Genomic DNA, 19,070 nt, shown 5'->3' on the forward strand with positions numbered 1-19,070 from the left:
TGTATTGGCAAGACCTTATCCTGTTTGCGGCTTTCAAGGTATTGTAAGTTATGCCTCGCTGTCCGGAGTTTGGAATGTTGGGCGCCTGATTATTAGGCGATTTTAAGAACGATCGGCAAAATCTAACATCATTTACAGAGGTCTCTCGCGCTTTGGGAATTTTCATGTAAAACAGTGGCCCATGATTAGTGTGATCTTCGCGACTGAAAACTCGGAAATCGACCTCGTGCAGGCCCTGTCGGCACTGGTGCCCGCGGCTGCGGAGGGTATTGTGCGGGAAGTCATCGTCGTGGACGCGGGGTCGACCGACAATACCGACAAGATCGTCGATGCAGCCGGTGGCCGCTGGGTCGAAAGGCGCGGGGAAACCCGCAGCGCATGTCTGGCGTATGGGGCCGGTCTTGTAAACCGCGGTGACTGGCTCTTGTTCCTGCGCCCGGAAACGGTCCTGGAGCCCGGTTGGCATCATGAAGCCCAGGCCTTTGTCGAGCGCGCAGCCCGCGCGCCGAACGGTGCCGGGACAGCCGCCAGCTTCAGGCTTCGGTATGAAACCTTCGGCCTTGCTGCGCGTTTGAGTGAAGCTTATGCGTCCTTGCGATCCCAGCTCCTGGGCATGCCTTACGGCAATCAGGGGCTGCTGATTTCCCGGCAATTCTATCAGAAGCTTGGCGGTCACAGGCCGCTGCCGGAGTTGGAAGATCTCGACATTGCCAAGCGCATCGGCCGCGGCCGGATGGTGTTTCTGCGCTCAGCGGCGGTTGCTTCGGGCGCGTCGGAGCACAACGACGCGGCCGCGCGCCTGCGCCAGGCCTTTGCCCGCTTTTGCGTCGGTGCGCTGCGCATTCCCGCGAGCGTGGCGGTCAAGGTTCTTTAAAGCGCGCGGACCATCCTCAGCGAGGGGAAGGTGACCCCTCCGGACAAGGCAACATCAAAGGCTTCGATGGTCTTGAAACCGCAGGCGCTGTAGAAGGCCTCGCCATTCAGCGTCGAATAGCAATTGAGTTCCTGAAGGCCGGCCGCAATGGCTTCCTGAATGCAACGGTCCATCAGCGCCCGGCCGATGCCCTTGCGGGCCTCATCCGGGTCGGTCCCGAAATGACGGATGTTTCCGTTCGTCGTGGTTTCGTCCCGGCCCGTGGGCGAATGCTTGGTCCAGCCTCCGGCACCCGTGATCGCTCCGTTCGGCGCCACAGCGACATAATAGCTGCCGGAGGATAGAAGCTCCGGATTGGCGCGTGTGATCAGAGGCAGCGCCTCTTTCAGCGTCACCGCGTCATAGGCCGGCTTGAGCAGGGCCGTATAGCTCTTGAGAAGCAGGTCGGAGACCGCCGCCTTGTCCGCCGGTTCCGCGACCCGAATGGAATACTGCATCGGATCAGGCTTCCTGCAACTTGCCGCGCTTCAGATGTTCATCGAGCCGCGGCATGATCTCCACGAAATTGCAGGGCATGTGCCGGTAGTCCAGCTGCCATTTCAGGATGCCGTCCCAGGCGTCCTTGCAGGCACCGGGGGAGCCGGGAAGCACGAAGATATAGGTGGCGCCGGCAACGCCGCCGGTCGCCCGGGACTGGATCGTCGAGGTGCCGATCTTGTCGTAGGAGATCCGGTGAAACACCTCCGAAAACCCGTCCATGCGCTTTTCGAACAGCGGCTCCATCGCCTCCGGCGTGACGTCCCGGCCGGTAAAGCCCGTGCCGCCGGTCGAGATGATCACATCGACGCCCTTGTCCGCGATCCAGGCCCCGGCAATCTCCTGAATGGCGGGCACGTCGTCTGTGACGATCTTGCGATCGGCAAGCGTGTGCCCGGCCTTTTCAAGCCGGTCGGCCAGTGTGTTCCCGGATCGGTCATCGTCAAGTTTGCGGGTGTCTGACACCGTCAGAACGGCAATGTTCAGGGGAATGAACGGGCGGCTGTCATCAAGGCGGGACATGGGCAACTCCTTTGTCCTCAACAGATAAGCGATTGCGGCATGCGCTGCCAGAGCCCGTTCTGAGATCTCTCATGCGGCAAAGTGTTGCGCAATTAAATTACAAAAAATAACAAGATTGAGACACTTGCAAAACAGAAAGGTCAGTATTATTGACTTAATTATTCGAAATCAAAGCCGAAAAGTCGATCATGACCACCTGGGACAGTCTCTATGCCAAGCGCGCCGCGCGTATGCGCGCATCGGAAATCCGCGAATTGCTGAAGCTTCTGGACCGGCCGGATGTGATCTCCTTTGCCGGCGGCATTCCGGACCAGGCCCTGTTTCCGGCCGAAGAGTTCAAACAGGCCTATGAGGAGATCCTGGCGGGACCGGAGGCAGGCCGGGCCCTGCAATATGGTGTCAGCGAGGGCAGCGAGAGACTGCGCTCCTGGATCGTCAGCCACATGCGGGGTCTCGGGATCGACTGTGGCCCGGAAAACATCCTGGTCACGTCCGGCTCGCAGCAGGGGCTCGACTATATCGGCAAGCTGTTTCTGAGCGAGGGCGACACGGCACTGGTCCAGTGGCCGACCTATCTCGGGGCCCTGCAGGCGTTCAACGCCTATGAACCGACATACGACCGTCTCGACCCCGGCACCAACCGGTCCGCAGCGGACTATGCCGCGCGGGCCGGGGCAACCGGTGGCCACATCAAGTTTGCCTACCTGTCTCCGGATTTTGCCAATCCGACCGGCCTCTCTGTGGATCTGTCCGAACGTCGGCGCCTGTTGTCGATGGCAGAGGAGCTGGGCTGCGCGATCATCGAGGATTCGCCCTATGAAGCGCTGCGCTATGACGGCGATCCGATTGATCCGGTCCTGGCGCTCGATTGCCAGGCGTCGGGCGGTATTGAAAACACCCGCACGCTGTACTGTGGCAGCTTTTCCAAATCCCTGTCGCCCGGCCTGCGTCTCGGCTGGATCTGCGCCGCCTCGGCCGTCATCTCCAGGCTGGTCCTGATCAAGCAGGCCAGCGACCTGAACACGCCGGTCCTCAACCAGGAAGCCATGGCACGGGTCGCCGAACGGTGTTTCGAAAGCCATACGGCCCGCACCAATACCGTCTACAAGTCCAGGCGCGACGCCATGCTGGCAGCGCTTGAAAACCATATGCCGGATGGGGTTCGGTGGACCAGGCCGGAGGGAGGCATGTTCATCTGGGTGGAACTGCCTGCCGGCATCAATGCCGCAGAGCTGCTGCAGAGATCCATCGAAAGCGTTGGTGTCGCCTTCGTACCGGGCGGAGCCTTCCATCCCGATGGCAGCGGCGGCAACACGATGCGGCTCAGCTTCTCCTGCGCAGACTTTCAGAAAATCGAAGAAGGTATTTCAAGGCTCGGTCGCTTGATTACCGAAACTGTCACGTCCACGGTGTAAGCACGGACAGGGAACCAATTCACAACGCGGCCGAACGATGTCTCTGAACGAGCAGATGGACAATTACTGTGAGCGGGTCGGGCCTGAATTCTGGTCCGAGCCGCTGAACGCGGTCACCAATGCGGCCTTTCTGATGGCCGCGCTGGCCGCCTTTCTGCTCTGGCGCCGGAAGACGCCGGAGGACTGGCCGGCCCTGGCACTTGTCGTGATTGTCCTTGCCACCGGTGTGGGTTCGTTCCTGTTTCACACCTTCGCCACGCGATGGGCGGTGATGGCGGATGTCATTCCGATCGTGCTGTTCATTCATGGCTATCTGTTTGTGGCCCTGGTGAGGTTCCTGGGTTTTCGGTGGTGGCTGTCCCTTGGCGTCGTCGCGGTGTTTTTCCTGGCAACGCCTTTCATCGGGCAACTCGTTTCGCCGCTTGTGGGATCCTCCGCCGGCTACGTGCCCGCTCTGGTGGCCATCTTTGTCGTCGGGGCAGTTTATTATCGCAGGAATGCCGGCTTTGGCGCACAGGTGCTGCTGACCGGGATCGTCTTTGCTGTCTCGCTCACCTTCCGCACGATCGACGAACCGCTGTGCAGTCAGATTGCCGTCGGCACCCATTTCCTGTGGCATATCCTGAACAGCGTCGTGCTGTTTTTGCTGTTGCGGGTTCTCATTTTGCAGCGCGCCGGGTAAAGCTCAGAGTGATTTCAGGAATTTGCGAACCATTTCGGGGCTCGGCCCATGGGTTCGGCGATATAACAATATGACCTTAGGGAAGAGGCAGGGACCGTCATGAGTGATAACAAGACCACCGAAAGCGATCTGACAGAAGCAGCCCTGTTTTATCACGAGCATCCGCGACCCGGGAAACTGGAGATCCAGGCGACCAAGCCGCTCGGCAACCAGCGAGACCTGGCACTTGCCTATTCCCCGGGTGTGGCCGCGCCCTGCCTTGAGATCGCTGACGATCCGGCAAAGGCCGCGAATTACACCTCACGCGGCAATCTGGTAGCGGTCATTTCCAACGGCACCGCCGTTTTGGGCCTTGGCAATATCGGGCCGCTTGCCTCCAAGCCGGTCATGGAAGGCAAGGCGGTTCTCTTCAAGAAATTCGCCGGTATCGACGTCTTCGACATTGAGGTGGCGGAAACCGATGTCGAGAAATTCGTCAACGCGGTCTCCGTGCTGGAGCCGACCTTCGGCGGCATCAACCTTGAGGACATCAAGGCGCCGGAATGTTTCATGATCGAGGCGCAGCTGCGCGAGAAGATGAACATTCCGGTCTTTCATGACGACCAGCACGGCACGGCCATCATCGTGGGCGCCGCGGTCCGCAACGGCCTGCAGCTGGCCGGCAAGAAGATCGAGGACGCCAAGATCGTTGCCTCCGGCGCAGGCGCGGCCGCACTGGCCTGCCTCAACATGCTGATCTCGCTGGGCGCGAAACGCGAAAACATCTGGGTGACGGATATCGAAGGTGTCGTCTATGAGGGCCGCGAAGCGCTGATGGACGAATGGAAGGCCGCCTTTTCCCAGAAGACCGACAAACGCAGCCTTGACGAGGTTATCGAGGGGGCGGACGTGTTCCTGGGTCTCTCCGCCGGCGGCGTGCTGAAACCGCATATGGTGGAAAAGATGGGCCATGGTCCGCTGATCCTGGCCCTCGCCAATCCGAATCCGGAAATCATGCCGGAAGAGGCCAAGGCAGTGCGCGATGATGTGGTCATGTGCACCGGACGGTCGGACTATCCGAACCAGGTCAACAACGTCCTGTGTTTCCCGTATATCTTCCGCGGCGCGCTTGATGTCGGTGCCACCACGATCAACGAGGAAATGAAGCGGGCTGCCGTCGAGGCGATTGCCGGCCTTGCCCAGGAAGAACCCTCCGACGTGGCTGCGCGCGCCTATGGCGGCAAGACGGAAACCTTCGGTCCGAACTACCTGATCCCGTCGCCGTTCGATCAGCGCCTGATCCTGCGCATCGCCCCGGCGGTTGCCAGGGCGGCGATGGAGACGGGTGTCGCCACGCGTCCTATCGAGGATTTCGACGCCTACCTGGACCGGCTGAACCGCTTCGTCTTCCGTTCCGGCCTGATCATGAAGCCGATCATCCAGAACGCCACAAAGGACCCGCAGCGCATCATCTATGCCGAAGGCGAGGACGAACGCGTCCTGCGCGCCGCCCAGGTGCTGATCGAAGACAAGATCGCCAAGCCGATCCTGGTCGGCCGTCCGGATGTCCTGCAGCAGCGCTGCGAGCGTTTTGGCCTCAAGATCCGTCCGGATGTGGATTTCGAGTTCATCAACCCGCAGGACGACCCGCGCTACCGGGAATATGCGGACGAGTATTTTGAATGTGTTGGCCGCAAGGGCATGCCCCCGGGAGCAGCGCGAACCGTCGTGCGCACAAACCAGACCGTGATCTCGGCGCTGGCCGTGCGCCGCGGCGATGCCGATGCGGTGATCTGCGGTCTGGAAGGCCGTTTCATCCGGCATCTGCGCGACATCAAGCAGGTGATCGGCGTGTGCGAAACGGCCAAGGATCTCTCGGCCATGTCGCTGCTGATCAACTCGCAAGGCGCGCTCTTCCTGTCCGACACGTTTGTGACCGAAGATCCCTCTGCCGAAGAGATTGCGGAAATGGCCATTCTGGCGGCCGCTGAAATTCAGCGCTTCGGCATCGAGCCGAAAATCGCACTTCTGTCCCTGTCGAATTTCGGCTCGCGCGACACCGCCTCTTCCCGCAAGATGCGTGAAGCCCTGGAGCTGATCTGGGAGCGCCACCCTGAACTGGAGGCCGACGGCGAAATGCATGGCGATTCGGCGCTCAGCGAGCACTTGCGCGAACGCGTCATGCCGGGCAGCAAGCTGAAGGGTGAAGCCAATCTGCTGCTGTTCCCCAACCTCGATGCAGCCAACATCGCCCACAATCTACTCAAGGTGGCGACCCAGGCACTCCATGTCGGCCCGATCCTGTTGGGGGCGGCCAAGCCGGCGCATATCCTGACCCCGTCGGTCACTTCCCGTGGCGTGGTCAACATGTCGGCCCTTGCCAGTGTCGAGGCGCAGACCCGCTTGGCGGACTGACCCGGCTGCTACAATTTGCGCCTGTCTCAAGAAAGGGCGGACCGGTACAACCGGTCCGCTTTTCAGTCTGGAACCCTGACCCATGACCTGTCCCAAATCTGCCGAAGACTGTCATTCGAAGGCGGACATCCGCACAGCCATCGATGCCCTGGACGAAGAGCTCTTGAGGCTCTTTGCATGCCGTCAGACCTATGTTCGCCGGATGGCGCAGCTGAAGCAAAGCCCGGACGAAGCGTTCGACCACGACAGGATCGAGACAATGGTGGCGGCCCTGAAGGTGAAGGCTGAGGCGCTCGGTCTGGAGGGAGACCAGGCGGAAGCCGTGTGGCGCACCCTGATCGACTGGAACGTGGCCTTCGAGCAGCGGACGATTGCCGCGCGCCTTGCGTCCGAGGAACAAGGCGAACTGACCGAAAATTAATGCGCGACGGCTTTTCCGGGGGGCGAGGCTCCCTAGGTTAAGGGGGAACCTGTCCAGACGAGGATCCCGCAATGTTCCTGACGCCCGTTGTTGCCCGCCCGATTGCCGCGCTTGCCCTGTCCACCCTTGTCGCGACCGGATCTGCGTTTGCACAGTCCGGCGTTCAGACTGAGACCGTTGCGTCCGGCCTCTCCTACCCTTGGGCCGTCGCCTTCCTGCCGGATGGCAATTTTCTGGTGACGGAACGCGACGGGGTCCTGAAACATGTGACGGCAGAAGGGGATCAGACCGTTGTCGATGGCCTTCCGGAGGTCTTTGCGCAAGGGCAGGGCGGTTTGCTTGATGTTGTGCTGAGCCCGGACTTTGAAACCGACCGGACCGTCTATCTCACCTTCTCGCAAGGTTCGCCGGAAGGCGCCGGAACCTCCCTTTTCCGGGCCAGCCTGCAAGAGGGCGTTGCCGGTCCTGCTCTCGTGGACGGTGACACCATCTTCAAGGGGAACAACCGGGCCTATGGCGGGCGCCACTTCGGGTCCCGCCTGGCCTTTGCACCGGACGGCAATCTGTTCATGACGCTTGGCGACCGGGGCGACGGTCCCAGGGCACAGGAGACGGATGATCACACCGGCTCCGTGCTCAGACTGACACCGGACGGAGACCCTGCTCCGGGCAACCCGTTCCTCGGCCAGGACGGCTACCAACCGGAGATCTGGTCGATTGGTCACCGCAATCCGCAATCTGCCGCGATCAATCCGGCAAGCGGCGCGCTCTGGACCGTTGAACACGGTGCGCGCGGCGGTGATGAGGTCAATATTCCCGAAGCCGGCAAGAACTACGGTTGGCCGGTCATTTCCTACGGGCGCCACTATTCCGGTGGCAAGATCGGGGAAGGAACCGAGAAGGCGGGCATGGAACAGCCCATCCACTATTGGGACCCGTCGATTGCACCATCCGGCATGGCCTTCGTGACCAGCGACAAGTATCCGGACTGGCAGGGGAACCTGCTGGTCGGGGCTCTGCGCGGCCAGCATCTGGCGCGTCTGGAGCTTGAAGGGGACAAGGTGGTTGCGGAAGAACAGCTGTTGAATGCACTTGGCGAACGCATCCGCGACGTGCGCCAGGGACCGGATGGCTTCCTCTATGTGCTCACCGACAGCGACGATGGCCAGCTGATCCGGCTGGTGCCCTGACAATCTGCAAAAACGGTTGTCCGTCAATTGCTTTTCGAAACGTGTCGCTTGACTTTTTGCGTTGCAGCGACGATATAGCGCCCAGCAATCGCTGCCGCGTGAGCAGGCTGCGCGCCCGGGACGAGAGAACCTCGACCACCCGGGCCGACGCATGAAGGTTGCAACATGATGGGCCCAATGAGGGGCCCGACCAGCTCCCATGTCACGCGAGGGTCTGGCGGCAAAGAGACCGGGTGAACAACCGTCCGGCTGCCGCGCTCCAACTTCGAACCGCCGGACGCTCATCCAGCGGTTGCCCAAGCGTGTTGCTATGCGCTTGCATCAAGGAATTTATTTTGACCGACTTTCAAAGCCTGGGACTTTCCGACGGCTTGCTGTCCGCTGTTGCCGACAACGGCTATGACGCGCCGACACCGATCCAGCAAAAAGCCATTCCGCTGATTCTGGCCGGCCGGGACCTGATGGGCCTGGCTCAGACCGGAACCGGCAAGACGGCAGCCTTCGGCCTGCCGCTGATCGACCGCCTGCTCGCTGAAAACGAAAAGGCCGGCCCGAAGGGCACAAGAGCCCTGATCCTGGCGCCGACCCGCGAACTGGTGAACCAGATCGCCAAGAACCTGATTTCTTTCCTGAAACACACGCCACTTCGGGTCGCGTCCGTCGTTGGCGGCGTGTCCATCAACGGCCAGATCAAACGTCTTGGCAAGGGGACCGATATCCTGGTGGCAACACCGGGAAGGCTTCTGGACCTGGTTGACCGGCGAGCTGTCGATCTTGGCAGCGCCTCCTACCTCGTGCTCGACGAGGCCGACCAGATGCTGGATCTCGGTTTCATCCATGCACTACGCCGTATCGCCGGCCTCGTCTCCGACGACCGCCAGACGCTGCTGTTCTCGGCAACCATGCCGAAACAGATCAATGAGCTGGCCAGGTCCTATCTGACGGACCCGGAAAGAGTGGAAGTCTCACCCGCCGGCAAGACCGCAGACAAGATCACCCAGTCGGTTCATTTCATGGACCGGACCAAGAAGAGCGACTTCCTGGTCGAGCAACTGCAAGCCAAGCCGGATGGAATTTCCCTGGTGTTTTGCCGCACCAAGCACGGTGCGGAACGGTTGATGCGCAAGCTGAGCCAGTCGGGCATTGCCGCCGGTTCCATTCACGGCAACAAGAGCCAGAACCAGAGGGATCGTGCGATCCGGGACCTGCGCGAAGGCCGGATCAACGTGCTTGTGGCCACCGACGTCGCTGCCCGCGGCATCGATATTCCGGGCGTCAGCCACGTTTACAATTTTGAACTGCCGGAAGTGGCCGAAGCTTATGTGCACCGGATCGGCAGAACGGCCCGTGCCGGCGCCGAGGGCGATGCAATTGCCTTGTGTGCCCCGGAGGAAATCGGCCTGTTCCGGCAGATTGAAAAGCTCATCGGCATCGAGATCGATGTGGCCGGTGGTGAGATTCCGCCGATGTCGGCGGCGGCTGGCCGGGCAAAACGCGGTGGTGGCAACCGTGGTGGCAAGCCAGGCGGCAAGAAGCCGTTCCACAAGCAGTCTTCCTCCGGAGACAACGACAACAAGTCCCAGGCGAGGCGGCCCCGTCGCCGGCGCCAGGGCGGTCGCAGGGATGCAGCCTGAGGGGTGCGATTCCAGTTGCTGAAAAGAAATGCACCGGGAAGTGGCCTTCCCGGTGCTGCACCTTGTGGTCGATGGGTTTCAGAAACGTCTGCGTCGCTCTGAATGAATATGTTGAAAGAGCTGCAAGCACTTCACCGAAACCGCCGCTATCCGGCGAAAAGCCTGCATTCCTCCAGTCCACAAGGTATCCAACCGCCAGCGCGGCTCGATCTGATTATCTCGTCGGGAAAATCGCGGGAACTCCGCGAAGACCTTGAAGGAAGCACCAAGAACTTGGTGTGTCACTGCAAATCTGCCCCGTTAAAGTAAAACTAAATTAACTAACTTGAGTCTGCAATCACAACCGTTTCGCTGGGCGTGAGTGTGTGGATAAAGATTTTATTGTTTAAGATCAGTATCTTGGCAGGTTTTTCGAGCTTGCGAGTGTCGCTAATGAAGCAACCGATGATTGAATCAAGGTTGTGAGCCTTTCGAGAAGTCTTTAAAATTCAAAGAATTGCATCTGTTATTTTCTTTATCTATTGTCATATAGAAAAAATTTATGGGTGTAAGGCTGTCCTACAATCGAGCTATCCCATTGCATAAAAAGCGAAATTTTAAGCCGTATTCACTACTGTAATTTCTGCGTATGATCTTTAGGCTTCAAATCTGCCCCAAAGTCGCCGAGGGTCGAAAGGTATTTTTGACCGCTTGGAATAAAAATCCCTTTTGGAGCCATAACAAGTTCTTATCAGCTGCACTATTCAATTGACCTTGCCGCAAGGTGAAGCTATCCCGGCGCCAATCGGCTTGGTTAACGTTATTTAACAACCCAAAGCCCAGAACCCCAGACCCTGATCTGGAACAAGTGCACGTTGGCTCCATCAAGGACCTTCGACCCATTCATATTGCCTGCCGTGCGGCAGGCACTTTCTTGTGGCGCGGGCAATTGCGTCATCAGCGGGTGCGCGGCGTCGCCTGTCCGCCGGTGCGCAATTGACAACCGCAACGGGCCGGTCCCCCACAAAGCCGGTTCGATACGACCCATCGGCCACAAGACTGCGGCACCGGAAGGATTTCCTTCCGGTGCCGTTTGTTTATGGAACGTGGGCCAAGGACGGCTCAGGGCGTGACGATCACGTAGACATTGGCTCCCTGGTGAACCACAGGCTGGTAGTAGACAGTGCCGCACTGAAAATAGGACACTCCGGCAACAAAGACCTTCACGCAGCCGGCCGGCAGCGCGTTGTAGTAGCGCGCCTGGCGTCTGCTGACGCGCCGTGCGGTACGTCTCGCTGTCCGGCGCGCCGCGCCGTTGTCGGCCTTGGCCGAACCGACAGCAATCTTATCGGCAAGACCTGACGGCGGTATCAGCGGAGATCCAAGGGTCATTGTCGCCGCAATGGCACAGGAAAGTACGAGGGATTTGGTCAGGATAGCCTCCTATGAATGTGCAGCGGACCACGCTGCGGGCGGGGAGGCGGGTTCTGCGCCAGGGCGATGGACAATGTTGGGCCGCACTCTGGCAACAAATTGATTTTCTGATGAAAAAAGCGGCCACAGGGGTTAACGCCCGTGGCCGCTTTCGCTCATCCGTTAACGGATTGCCGCATCACATGTTCGGATAATTCGGTCCACCGGCGCCTTCCGGCACGGTCCAGGTGATGTTGCCGTTCGGATCCTTGATGTCGCAGGTCTTGCAGTGCACGCAGTTCTGCGAGTTGATCTGGAACTTCGGCGCGTCATCGCCTTCCTCGATCCACTCATACACACCAGCCGGGCAATAGCGGTTGGACGGACCGGCAAAGAGATCGTGTTCGGACAACTTCTGAAGAGCGTCGTCCTTGACCTTGAGGTGGATCGGCTGATCCTCCTCGTGGTTGGTGTTGGACAGGAACACCGAAGACAGCTTGTCGAAGGAAACCACGCCGTCGGGCTTCGGATAGTCGATCTTGGGGCAGTCCTTGGCCGGCTTCAGGGTCTCTGAATCCCGTTTGCCGTGTTTCAGGGTGCCGAAGAAGGAGAAGCCGAACAGCTCGTTGGTCCACATGTCGAGGCCGCCAAGGCCAATGCCGAGCCAGGTTCCGAATTTCGACCAGAGCGGCTTGGCATTGCGCACCTTCTTGAGATCCGCGCCGATCGGGCTGGCGCGCCAGGCGGTGTCGTAGTCGGTCAGCTCGGTATGCGCCTCGCCGCGGCCGATGGCGGCCATGACTTCTTCTGCGGCTAGCATGCCGGAGAACATGGCATTGTGGGAGCCCTTGATGCGCGGCACGTTGACGAGACCGGCGGAGCAGCCCATCAGCAGACCACCCGGGAAGGATAGTTTCGGTACGGACTGGTAGCCGCCCTCGGTGATGGCGCGCGCGCCGTAGGAAATGCGCTTGCCGCCTTCGAACGTGTCGCGGATCGCCGGGTGTGTCTTGAAACGCTGGAATTCGTCGAAGGGCGACAGCCACGGGTTTTCATAGTTCAGGTGAACCACGAAGCCGACGGCGACCTGGTTGTCTTCCAGGTGATACAGGAAGGAACCGCCGCCGGTCTTGCCGTCGAGCGGCCAGCCGAAGGAATGCTGCACCAGTCCGGGGCGATGCTTGTCCGGATCAACCTGCCACAGTTCCTTGATGCCGATGCCGAATTTCGGCACGTCGCTGTCCTTGTCGAGGGCGTATTTCTCGATCAGCTGCTTGGCGAGCGACCCGCGGGCCCCTTCACCGATCAGCGTGTACTTGCCGCGCAGTTCCATGCCGCGGGTGAACATTGCGTTGGGTTTGCCGTCCCGGCCAATGCCCATGTCGCCGGTGGCGACACCGACAACATTGCCGCTGTCGTCATAAAGCAGTTCGGCAGCGGCAAACCCCGGATAGATCTCGACGCCGAGCGCTTCGGCTTTTTCAGCCAGCCAGCGACAGACATTGCCGAGCGAGACGATGTAGTTGCCATGATTGTTCATCAGCTTCGGCATCAGAACATTCGGCAGACGCATGGAGCCCGCCGGGCCAAGCACCAGGAAGTGGTCGGCGGTCACGGGTGTCTTCAGCGGCGTGTCTTCCTCGCGCCACTCCGGCAGCAGCTGGTCCAGTGCGATCGGATCGATCACGGCACCTGAGAGAATATGCGCACCGACTTCGGAGCCCTTTTCCAGGACCACGACGCTCAGCTCTTCGCCTTTTTCGTTGGCGATCTGCTTCAGCCGGATAGCCGCGGCAAGGCCCGCAGGGCCTGCGCCGACAATCACGACATCCACATCCATGCTTTCGCGTTCACCAAGCGCTTCTTGTTCGCTCATGTTTTCTCCCTCCACCCGCAGGTCCGGCTTTACCCCTTTGAAGGGACTGCCGGCAGACCGGCATTCGCGATATGCCGTCCCATCCTGCTGTCAGTACCGCTCCTGCAACCACTCGGCCGCAGATTGAATTAGCCCTAGCGCCTATTTGCCCCATTTTGCAGCGCAAAACACGACATTTTTCATGGTCGTATGCGAAATCAGGCGGTGTCAGCTTCAATTTCGCCCAGATAGATCAAAGCCGGGCAGGGGCGTCAAGTAGAAAGATTACGTTTACGTAAGCGTAATTGTGGCTGTGTTTGCCGCCTGTGCAAGGACACTGGATAACCCGTCGCGACGGCCAATACTTCCGCCGGCATGCTTGTGCTTGTCACGCGTCTGGGTAAACTCGCCGCCGGAGGCGCTTCCTTGCAACAAACACCAGAAAACAACCGCCAGATCGAAGCTTTGCTGGATTTCTATTCCGGCGCCGGCGTGAACTGTTTCCTGGGTGAGGACCCTGTCGACTGGTTCGCACTGACCCGCGAGCAGGCCGAGCGGCGCGCGCAGGCGCAGAACACGGCCCCATCCAGGACAGCCATGGCGCCGGCGGGCAGCCAGGCTCCCCATGCTGGCGGACCGCAGGCTGCCCCTGCCATGCCAACGGTAGCGGCCGCACCGCAGGCCAGGAGACCCGACGCCGGGGCGCCGGCCGTCCTGCCGGACGCCGCCGTCATAGCGTCGGCGCGTGACCTGGCGGCCAAGGCGGCGACCCTTGAGGACCTGCAGGCCTGTCTCGCAGCTTTCGAAGGCTGCAATCTGAAGCTCACGGCAAAGGAACTCGTCTTTGCGGACGGAAATCCGCAGGCCCGGTTGATGTTTGTCGGCGAAGCGCCTGGTCGGGATGAGGATCTCCAGGGCAAACCCTTTGTGGGCCGGTCCGGTCAGCTGCTTGACCGCATGCTGGAGGCAATCGGCCTCGATCGTTCAGCCGCCTACATCGCCAATGTCGTGCCCTGGCGTCCCCCGGGAAACCGGACGCCGACCCCGCAGGAAACCGAAATCTGCAAGCCGTTCATCCTGCGCCAGATCGAGCTGGTCAATCCGGATGTGCTCGTGTTCCTGGGGGCGGCCTCGGCCAAGACCCTGCTCGGTGTCGAGGACGGCATTCGCAAGATGAGGGGCCGCTGGATGGCCTATCCGGGCCGCGACAAGGAAATCGCGGCGGTTGCCACCTATCACCCGGCCTATCTTCTGCGCAGTCCGCTCGAAAAGCGCCTTTCGTGGAGAGATTTTCTCAGTATCAAGGCGCGCCTGACGGGCGACTGAGCAGCGTAACCTGCCTTTACGTTAACTCTGACTTCAGACTCGGGTTGCATTCTGAGATGTGAAAGTCCGGAGGAAACCGTGAGCGGGTCGGCCATGGCAGTTGGAACGAAGAAAAGCGTGACGGCGCTTGTCGTCGATCTCGCCGACATGTCCTGCTTCGAGGCGTCTCTTTTCGATCTGTCCAAAGAGGGCTGCTGGATCGCGTCCGACAAGGTTGATCTGCTCAAGGAGGAGGTCGGGCTCAGGATTGCCGGTTTTGACAAGCTCATCCGCGGAACGGTCGTCGCCTATGGCGACCGGGAAGCCCAGGTTTCCTTTGTCATCAAGAAGGAAGAACCGGGTGAAAAACGCCGGGAGATCCGCCGCGCGGTCTGGATCACCGCCATCGTCAGCGGTCAGGCCCATCCGATCACCATGAAATGCCAGATTGTCGACGCCAGCAAGTCCGGTTGCCGCCTGGAAGGCGAGACGCTTGACCGCTTACCGGAGGCGATCGAGATCTCCATTCCGGGCCTCGATCTGCCGGTCAACGGGGCAATTGTCTGGCGCCGGAACGGACAGGCCGGCGTTCAGCTGAACTGGCCGTTCGAACCGGATCCGGAACCGGATGACAAGACCGATGAACTCCTGAAGCGCCTGGAAGAGGAAAAGGCGAAGGAAGCAAAGCCGAAGCCCAAGAAAAAGATCAGCGCTTTTGGCCGCTAGTCTTCCTCGTATTTTCTGCTTTTTTGCCGGGCAGTGTTCATTGTCATTGGCCGCATATGCCTCGCAGTTCGCCGGCATCAAAAATCATCGAATGAGCATTGAGAGAGATGTTCCAATTTCCTCTTTGAAATCGGCCCTGCGATACATATATCCAAGGCAATTGTGATCTCATTCGGGGCCCTTGCGCGTGTTTTCAACCCTTCGCCGGTATCTTCCCAAACGTTTCCGAAACGAAAAAACCGTCATACCAGTTGTGCGCCTACAAGGCGCCATCGGTTCCGGCGGACCGATGAAGACGGGGCTTTCGCTGGCCTCGGCGGCAATCCCGCTGGAAAAAGCCTTTTCGGTCAAGAAAGCGCCGGCGGTGGCCCTGATCATCAATTCTCCCGGCGGATCACCGGTCCAGTCCCGCCTGATCTTCAAGCGCATCCGGGATCTGGCCAAGGAAAATGAAAAGGACGTCCTGGTCTTTGTCGAGGATGTTGCCGCAAGTGGCGGCTACATGCTGGCCGTGGCCGGCGACGAGATCTTCGTCGATCCGTCCTCGATTGTCGGGTCCATCGGTGTGGTCGCAGCCGGTTTCGGGTTCACCGAGATGATCAAGAAAATCGGTGTTGACCGGCGCGTCTATACCGCGGGCAAGAAGAAGGTGATCCTTGATCCGTTCCAGCCGGAAGTGGAAGAGGACATTGAATACCTGAAGACGCTTCAGCTGGAAATTCACGAGACCTTCATCGACCTGGTGAAGTCGCGGCGCAGCGATGTGCTGGCTGACGACCCGGATCTGTTCAGCGGCAAGTTCTGGACCGGTCGCACCGCGATCCAGCTTGGCCTTGTCGACGCGATTGGCGATTTGCGCGGCGTCATCCGGGACAGATACGGCGAGAAGGCGGAGCCCAAACTGATTTCCGCACCCCGTGGCCTGTTCGGTCGCAAGGGCGGTGTTGGTGTCGGCCTTGGCGGCGGCAAGCTTGTTGAAGGGCTGGGCGGTGAGCTGATGTCATCGGTGGAAGAGCGGGCACTCTGGGCGCGCTACGGCCTTTAAAAAGGCACATTGCCCGTGTGATCATGCAGGGCGACAAAGGGGAAGAACATGACCGAACTGATAGGCGTTGCTGCACTGGCCGTGGGTGGCTATTGGATCGTGCGCCGCGTGAAGCGCAAGATGGCCGAAGTCGAAAACCAGATCTCGCGTGCCGCCGCCAAAGCCGACCCCAATGGACCCGGCCCGAAGCTGGTGCTGGACCCGGTCAGCGGCAAATACCGGCCGCAGGCCTGATATCAACCTCGACAGATCGGATCCCGTCTGTTGAGGATGAATGAGGGCGGGCAGAACATGTCCACCCGCCCCTGAGGATCAGATCGCCGGCGTTGCCCGGAACAGGCCCCATCTCGCAGTGCCGCCGCGCGCAGCCTCCATGAGAGTGACGACCGTCAGCCCGATCAGCAGGCCTTCCGCCACCGGGCCAGCCAGCCAGATGCCCAACTCACCGAAGCCAAGCGGCAGCAAGACCAGCAATGGCAGCAGAAACGCATAAGGTTTCACCAGGCTGAGCAGAGCCGCTCGTCTGGCGTCTCCGAGCGCCTGGAAATAGGTCGCCACCACAAAAAGCGGCCCGGCTGCGAAATACATCGCGACCATCACCGGCAAAATGCGGCCCACCTCCCTGATCACGTCCGCATCGTCGACGAAGGCCAGGCCGATCCATGGTGCGCCAAAGGTCAGCAAGGCCTGAAGCGCAAGACTGTAGCCAAAGGCGAGACCAAGCCCTAGGCGGAGCGTTGCATCGGTCCGTTGCCAGAGCTGCGCACCGGCATTGTTGCCGATCATGGTCTGGAAGGCCATGGAAAGACCAAGCAATGGCAGGTAGGCAAAGGTCATGATGCGTGTGGTGACACCAAAGGCGGCCACGGTCGCCTCATATCCGTCTGCCGCGAACCGTTGCAAGACCGCGATGGTTGCCGCTGACCCGAGTGCGATGCCGAGAAAACTCAGGCTCTGTGGTGCACCGAGTGCCAGGATGGCGCGCCAGTCCGAGGTCAGCGGATTGGCGAAGACATCTCTCGGGCTCAGAACCGTGTGGCCCTTGAGGCGAAAACCGATCAGAAACACGAGCGCAAGCGCCTGGGCCAGGACGGTTCCGAGTGCACTGCCGGCAACACCGAGCCCGAGAAGGGCGATCAGCACGTAGTTCAGGGCGAGATTGCCGAGCGAAACAGACAGGCTCAAGCCTGCCATCAGCATGACATGGCCTTCGTTCCTGAGCGCATCGGAATTGACCGAGAGCACGAACATCAACGGCGAAAAGCCAATGGTGATCGCAAGATAGACATAGCTCATTCCGGCAATTTCCACCGCACCATCCGCTGCCGCAAGCGTTGCCATGCGGCCAAACAGCAGCAAAAGCAGGATCAGGCCAAGGCCGGCCGTCAGGGCAAGGCCGTGCGCGCCTGCAAAGACGGCGCGGGCCTCCTCGAACCGGGTTCCGCCAAGATGACGGGCCAGCAGGCTGGACATGCCGCTGGAGACAAACGTCGCCAATGCGGCCAGCAGCATGTAGGCGGGAAACATCAGCGTGACCGCACTGAGCGCGTCCGGTCCGACATAAATCCCGAGAAAGACGGCGTCGGCAACGGTCAGAAAGCCGTTCATGCTCATGACAAGGATGATCGGCCCGGCGGTTTTCAGAAGGGTCGGGCCAATTGGCCCATGGGTGAACGAATTCGCCCGGGAGGTGTCGTCAGACATGACTGTTCTCCAAACTGGGCATTTCGATGTTGAAGGAGGGGCTCGCATTGCCACCAGCGCGAAATGCGTGGAGGAACAGATGTCGTTTCAAGCGGAATTTCACCAGGACGGGATCGTCTGCGAGCGGCGGGCATTCCGGAGCCGGTGGGTTAGGTAACCGCTCTCAATGCCATCGTCAATGAGAAAACGGAACAGGGGCGGGGCGCAGATCCAGTCCTTTGCCTGCCAGTGGTGGCGGTGTTTCCATCAATGCCGTTTCAGATCAGGTGCGATTTACCACACTCTGCCTTGACCTTCACCCCGCATCGTGGCACCTGTCGCCGCCGGAACCAGCCACATTTGCGGAACACTCCCATGTCGACCGAGACCCTGCCGGCGCATATGCGCCCGGAAAACTCCTTTCAAGGCCTGATCCTGACCTTGCAGCGCTACTGGGCCGACCAGGGCTGCGTGGTGCTGCAGCCTTACGACATGGAAGTCGGCGCCGGGACCTTCCATCCGGCCACCACCTTGCGTTCGCTCGGGCCGCGTCCCTGGAAGGCCGCCTATGTGCAGCCCTCCCGCCGTCCGACCGACGGCCGCTATGGTGAGAACCCGAACCGTCTGCAGCACTATTACCAGTTCCAGGTGATCCTGAAGCCGTCTCCGGCCAACCTGCAGGAGCTTTATCTCAACTCGCTCTATGCCATCGGCCTCGACCCGAAGGTCCATGACGTGCGTTTCGTTGAGGATGACTGGGAAAGCCCGACGCTGGGCGCCTGGGGCCTTGGCTGGGAATGCTGGTGCGATGGCATGGAGGTCTCCCAGTTCACCTATTTCCAGCAGGTGGCGGGCTTTGAATGTTCCCCGGTTTCCGGTGAGCTGACCTACGGCCTGGAGCGCCTGGCCATGTATATCCAGGGCGTCGATAACGTCTACGAGCTCAATTACAACGGCATGGAAGGCGCCGACAAGGTCACGTATGGCGATGTTTTCCTACAGGCCGAACAGGAGTATTCGCGGCACAATTTCGAGCATGCCGACACCGAGATCCTGTTCCGGCACTTCAAGGACGCGGAGGCCGAATGCCGGGCGCTGCTGGACGCCGGTGCCAAGGCACGGGACGAGAAGGGCGCCAATGTGCACCAGGTGGTGCTGCCCGCCTATGACCAGTGCATCAAGGCGAGCCACGCATTCAACCTGCTTGACGCCCGCGGCGTGATTTCCGTCACCGAGCGCCAGAGCTACATTCTGCGCGTGCGTGAATTGGCAAAGGCCTGTGGTGCAGCTTTCCTGGAAACGGAAGCTGGCGGCGTTGGTTTTCACAACCAGGCGGCAGAATAGTTTTCCAGATGTCTTTGGTGCCGGAGCCGCGAAAACTGTGTTCTCCGGCAC

The 19,070-nt window shown here is 60.3% G+C and carries 17 protein-coding genes; 12 read left to right on the forward strand and 5 right to left on the reverse strand.

The genetic code is table 11. The features are described from left to right. Positions 1-181: 181 nt before the first annotated feature. Positions 182-874, forward strand: coding sequence for a glycosyltransferase (locus CHH27_RS25920; RefSeq protein WP_094074167.1), 693 nt, complete (start codon positions 182-184; stop codon positions 872-874). Here CHH27_RS25920 and CHH27_RS25925 read toward each other — a convergent pair. Beyond that, on the reverse strand, positions 871-1,371 hold the full coding sequence (locus CHH27_RS25925) for a GNAT family N-acetyltransferase (protein WP_094074168.1): 501 nt from the start codon (positions 1,369-1,371) through the stop codon (positions 871-873). The two genes, CHH27_RS25920 and CHH27_RS25925, sit on opposite strands and share 4 nt — an antisense overlap. 4 nt (positions 1,372-1,375) lie before the next feature. Beyond that, complete coding sequence (gene moaB / locus CHH27_RS25930) at positions 1,376-1,933, reverse strand: molybdenum cofactor biosynthesis protein B (protein WP_094074169.1); 558 nt, start codon at positions 1,931-1,933, stop codon at positions 1,376-1,378. A gap of 188 nt (positions 1,934-2,121) precedes the next feature. Between moaB and CHH27_RS25935 the strand changes: the two genes are divergently transcribed. The 6 genes from CHH27_RS25935 (at position 2,122) to CHH27_RS25960 (ending at position 9,669) form a co-directional block, all read left to right on the forward strand. Then, entirely contained in the window at positions 2,122-3,348 is a 1,227-nt protein-coding gene (locus CHH27_RS25935; RefSeq protein WP_094074170.1) for a PLP-dependent aminotransferase family protein, read from the forward strand. 37 nt (positions 3,349-3,385) lie between these two features. Continuing rightward, a complete protein-coding gene (locus CHH27_RS25940; protein ID WP_094074171.1) occupies positions 3,386-4,030 on the forward strand; it encodes a ceramidase domain-containing protein in 645 nt (214 codons plus the stop codon). 99 nt (positions 4,031-4,129) lie between these two features. Then, a complete protein-coding gene (locus CHH27_RS25945) occupies positions 4,130-6,424 on the forward strand; it encodes an NADP-dependent malic enzyme (protein WP_094074172.1) in 2,295 nt (764 codons plus the stop codon). Between the two features lie 82 nt (positions 6,425-6,506). After that, positions 6,507-6,845 (forward strand): chorismate mutase, encoded by a 339-nt coding sequence (locus CHH27_RS25950; protein WP_094074173.1) that lies wholly within the window; start codon positions 6,507-6,509, stop codon positions 6,843-6,845. 71 nt (positions 6,846-6,916) lie between these two features. Beyond that, entirely contained in the window at positions 6,917-8,035 is a 1,119-nt protein-coding gene (locus tag CHH27_RS25955) for a PQQ-dependent sugar dehydrogenase (protein ID WP_094074174.1), read from the forward strand. A 335-nt stretch (positions 8,036-8,370) separates the two neighbouring features. After that, positions 8,371-9,669 carry a DEAD/DEAH box helicase gene (locus CHH27_RS25960; RefSeq protein WP_094074175.1) on the forward strand — a complete coding sequence of 433 codons (1,299 nt, stop codon included), beginning with the start codon at positions 8,371-8,373 and terminating at the stop codon, positions 9,667-9,669. Between the two features lie 1,101 nt (positions 9,670-10,770). Here the strand turns inward: CHH27_RS25960 and CHH27_RS25965 are convergent. Together CHH27_RS25965 and CHH27_RS25970 are read right to left on the reverse strand one after the other, a co-directional pair. Continuing rightward, positions 10,771-11,040 (reverse strand): hypothetical protein, encoded by a 270-nt coding sequence (locus CHH27_RS25965; RefSeq protein ID WP_094074176.1) that lies wholly within the window; start codon positions 11,038-11,040, stop codon positions 10,771-10,773. Between the two features lie 220 nt (positions 11,041-11,260). After that, positions 11,261-12,937, reverse strand: coding sequence for an electron transfer flavoprotein-ubiquinone oxidoreductase (locus CHH27_RS25970; RefSeq protein WP_094074177.1), 1,677 nt, complete (start codon positions 12,935-12,937; stop codon positions 11,261-11,263). A gap of 405 nt (positions 12,938-13,342) precedes the next feature. Here CHH27_RS25970 and CHH27_RS25975 point away from each other — a divergent pair, with 405 nt between their 5' ends. The 4 genes from CHH27_RS25975 to CHH27_RS25990 all read left to right on the forward strand — a co-directional run bounded on the left by CHH27_RS25975 (position 13,343) and on the right by CHH27_RS25990 (position 16,226). Further along, positions 13,343-14,242 (forward strand): uracil-DNA glycosylase family protein, encoded by a 900-nt coding sequence (locus CHH27_RS25975; protein ID WP_247646162.1) that lies wholly within the window; start codon positions 13,343-13,345, stop codon positions 14,240-14,242. Positions 14,243-14,335: 93 nt separating this feature from the next. Further along, positions 14,336-14,947: a PilZ domain-containing protein gene (locus tag CHH27_RS25980; RefSeq protein ID WP_198338303.1), complete on the forward strand. Its 612-nt coding sequence runs from the start codon at positions 14,336-14,338 to the stop codon at positions 14,945-14,947. Positions 14,948-15,134: 187 nt separating this feature from the next. Then, entirely contained in the window at positions 15,135-15,992 is an 858-nt protein-coding gene (locus tag CHH27_RS25985; protein ID WP_094075021.1) for a S49 family peptidase, read from the forward strand. A 48-nt stretch (positions 15,993-16,040) separates the two neighbouring features. Beyond that, positions 16,041-16,226 carry a hypothetical protein gene (locus CHH27_RS25990; protein ID WP_094074180.1) on the forward strand — a complete coding sequence of 62 codons (186 nt, stop codon included), beginning with the start codon at positions 16,041-16,043 and terminating at the stop codon, positions 16,224-16,226. A gap of 78 nt (positions 16,227-16,304) precedes the next feature. Here the strand turns inward: CHH27_RS25990 and CHH27_RS25995 are convergent, their stop codons facing one another. Then, the gene (locus CHH27_RS25995; RefSeq protein WP_094074181.1) at positions 16,305-17,696 is read right to left on the reverse strand and encodes an MATE family efflux transporter; all 1,392 of its coding nucleotides are present in this window, start codon (positions 17,694-17,696) and stop codon (positions 16,305-16,307) included. A gap of 381 nt (positions 17,697-18,077) precedes the next feature. Here CHH27_RS25995 and CHH27_RS26000 point away from each other — a divergent pair, with 381 nt between their 5' ends. Then, positions 18,078-19,019: a glycine--tRNA ligase subunit alpha gene (locus tag CHH27_RS26000; RefSeq protein WP_094075022.1), complete on the forward strand. Its 942-nt coding sequence runs from the start codon at positions 18,078-18,080 to the stop codon at positions 19,017-19,019. Positions 19,020-19,070: the final 51 nt, after the last annotated feature.

This window comes from Labrenzia sp. VG12 (assembly GCF_002237595.1).
Taxonomy (GTDB): domain Bacteria; phylum Pseudomonadota; class Alphaproteobacteria; order Rhizobiales; family Stappiaceae; genus Roseibium.

Bases quoted from the DNA above. Each gene is read 5' to 3' on its own strand.
- CHH27_RS25925 (WP_094074168.1), bottom strand. From the start codon at position 1,371: ATGCAGTATTCCATTCGGGTCGCGGAACCGGCGGACAAGGCGGCGGTC.
- CHH27_RS25920 (WP_094074167.1), top strand. From the start codon at position 182: ATGATTAGTGTGATCTTCGCGACTGAAAACTCGGAAATCGACCTCGTG.
- CHH27_RS25970 (WP_094074177.1), bottom strand. From the start codon at position 12,937: ATGAGCGAACAAGAAGCGCTTGGTGAACGCGAAAGCATGGATGTGGAT.
- CHH27_RS25940 (WP_094074171.1), top strand. From the start codon at position 3,386: ATGTCTCTGAACGAGCAGATGGACAATTACTGTGAGCGGGTCGGGCCT.
- CHH27_RS25935 (WP_094074170.1), top strand. From the start codon at position 2,122: ATGACCACCTGGGACAGTCTCTATGCCAAGCGCGCCGCGCGTATGCGC.
- CHH27_RS26000 (WP_094075022.1), top strand. From the start codon at position 18,078: ATGCGCCCGGAAAACTCCTTTCAAGGCCTGATCCTGACCTTGCAGCGC.
- CHH27_RS25995 (WP_094074181.1), bottom strand. From the start codon at position 17,696: ATGTCTGACGACACCTCCCGGGCGAATTCGTTCACCCATGGGCCAATT.
- CHH27_RS25990 (WP_094074180.1), top strand. From the start codon at position 16,041: ATGACCGAACTGATAGGCGTTGCTGCACTGGCCGTGGGTGGCTATTGG.
- CHH27_RS25965 (WP_094074176.1), bottom strand. From the start codon at position 11,040: ATGACCCTTGGATCTCCGCTGATACCGCCGTCAGGTCTTGCCGATAAG.
- CHH27_RS25980 (WP_198338303.1), top strand. From the start codon at position 14,336: ATGGCAGTTGGAACGAAGAAAAGCGTGACGGCGCTTGTCGTCGATCTC.
- CHH27_RS25955 (WP_094074174.1), top strand. From the start codon at position 6,917: ATGTTCCTGACGCCCGTTGTTGCCCGCCCGATTGCCGCGCTTGCCCTG.
- moaB (WP_094074169.1), bottom strand. From the start codon at position 1,933: ATGTCCCGCCTTGATGACAGCCGCCCGTTCATTCCCCTGAACATTGCC.
- CHH27_RS25945 (WP_094074172.1), top strand. From the start codon at position 4,130: ATGAGTGATAACAAGACCACCGAAAGCGATCTGACAGAAGCAGCCCTG.
- CHH27_RS25950 (WP_094074173.1), top strand. From the start codon at position 6,507: ATGACCTGTCCCAAATCTGCCGAAGACTGTCATTCGAAGGCGGACATC.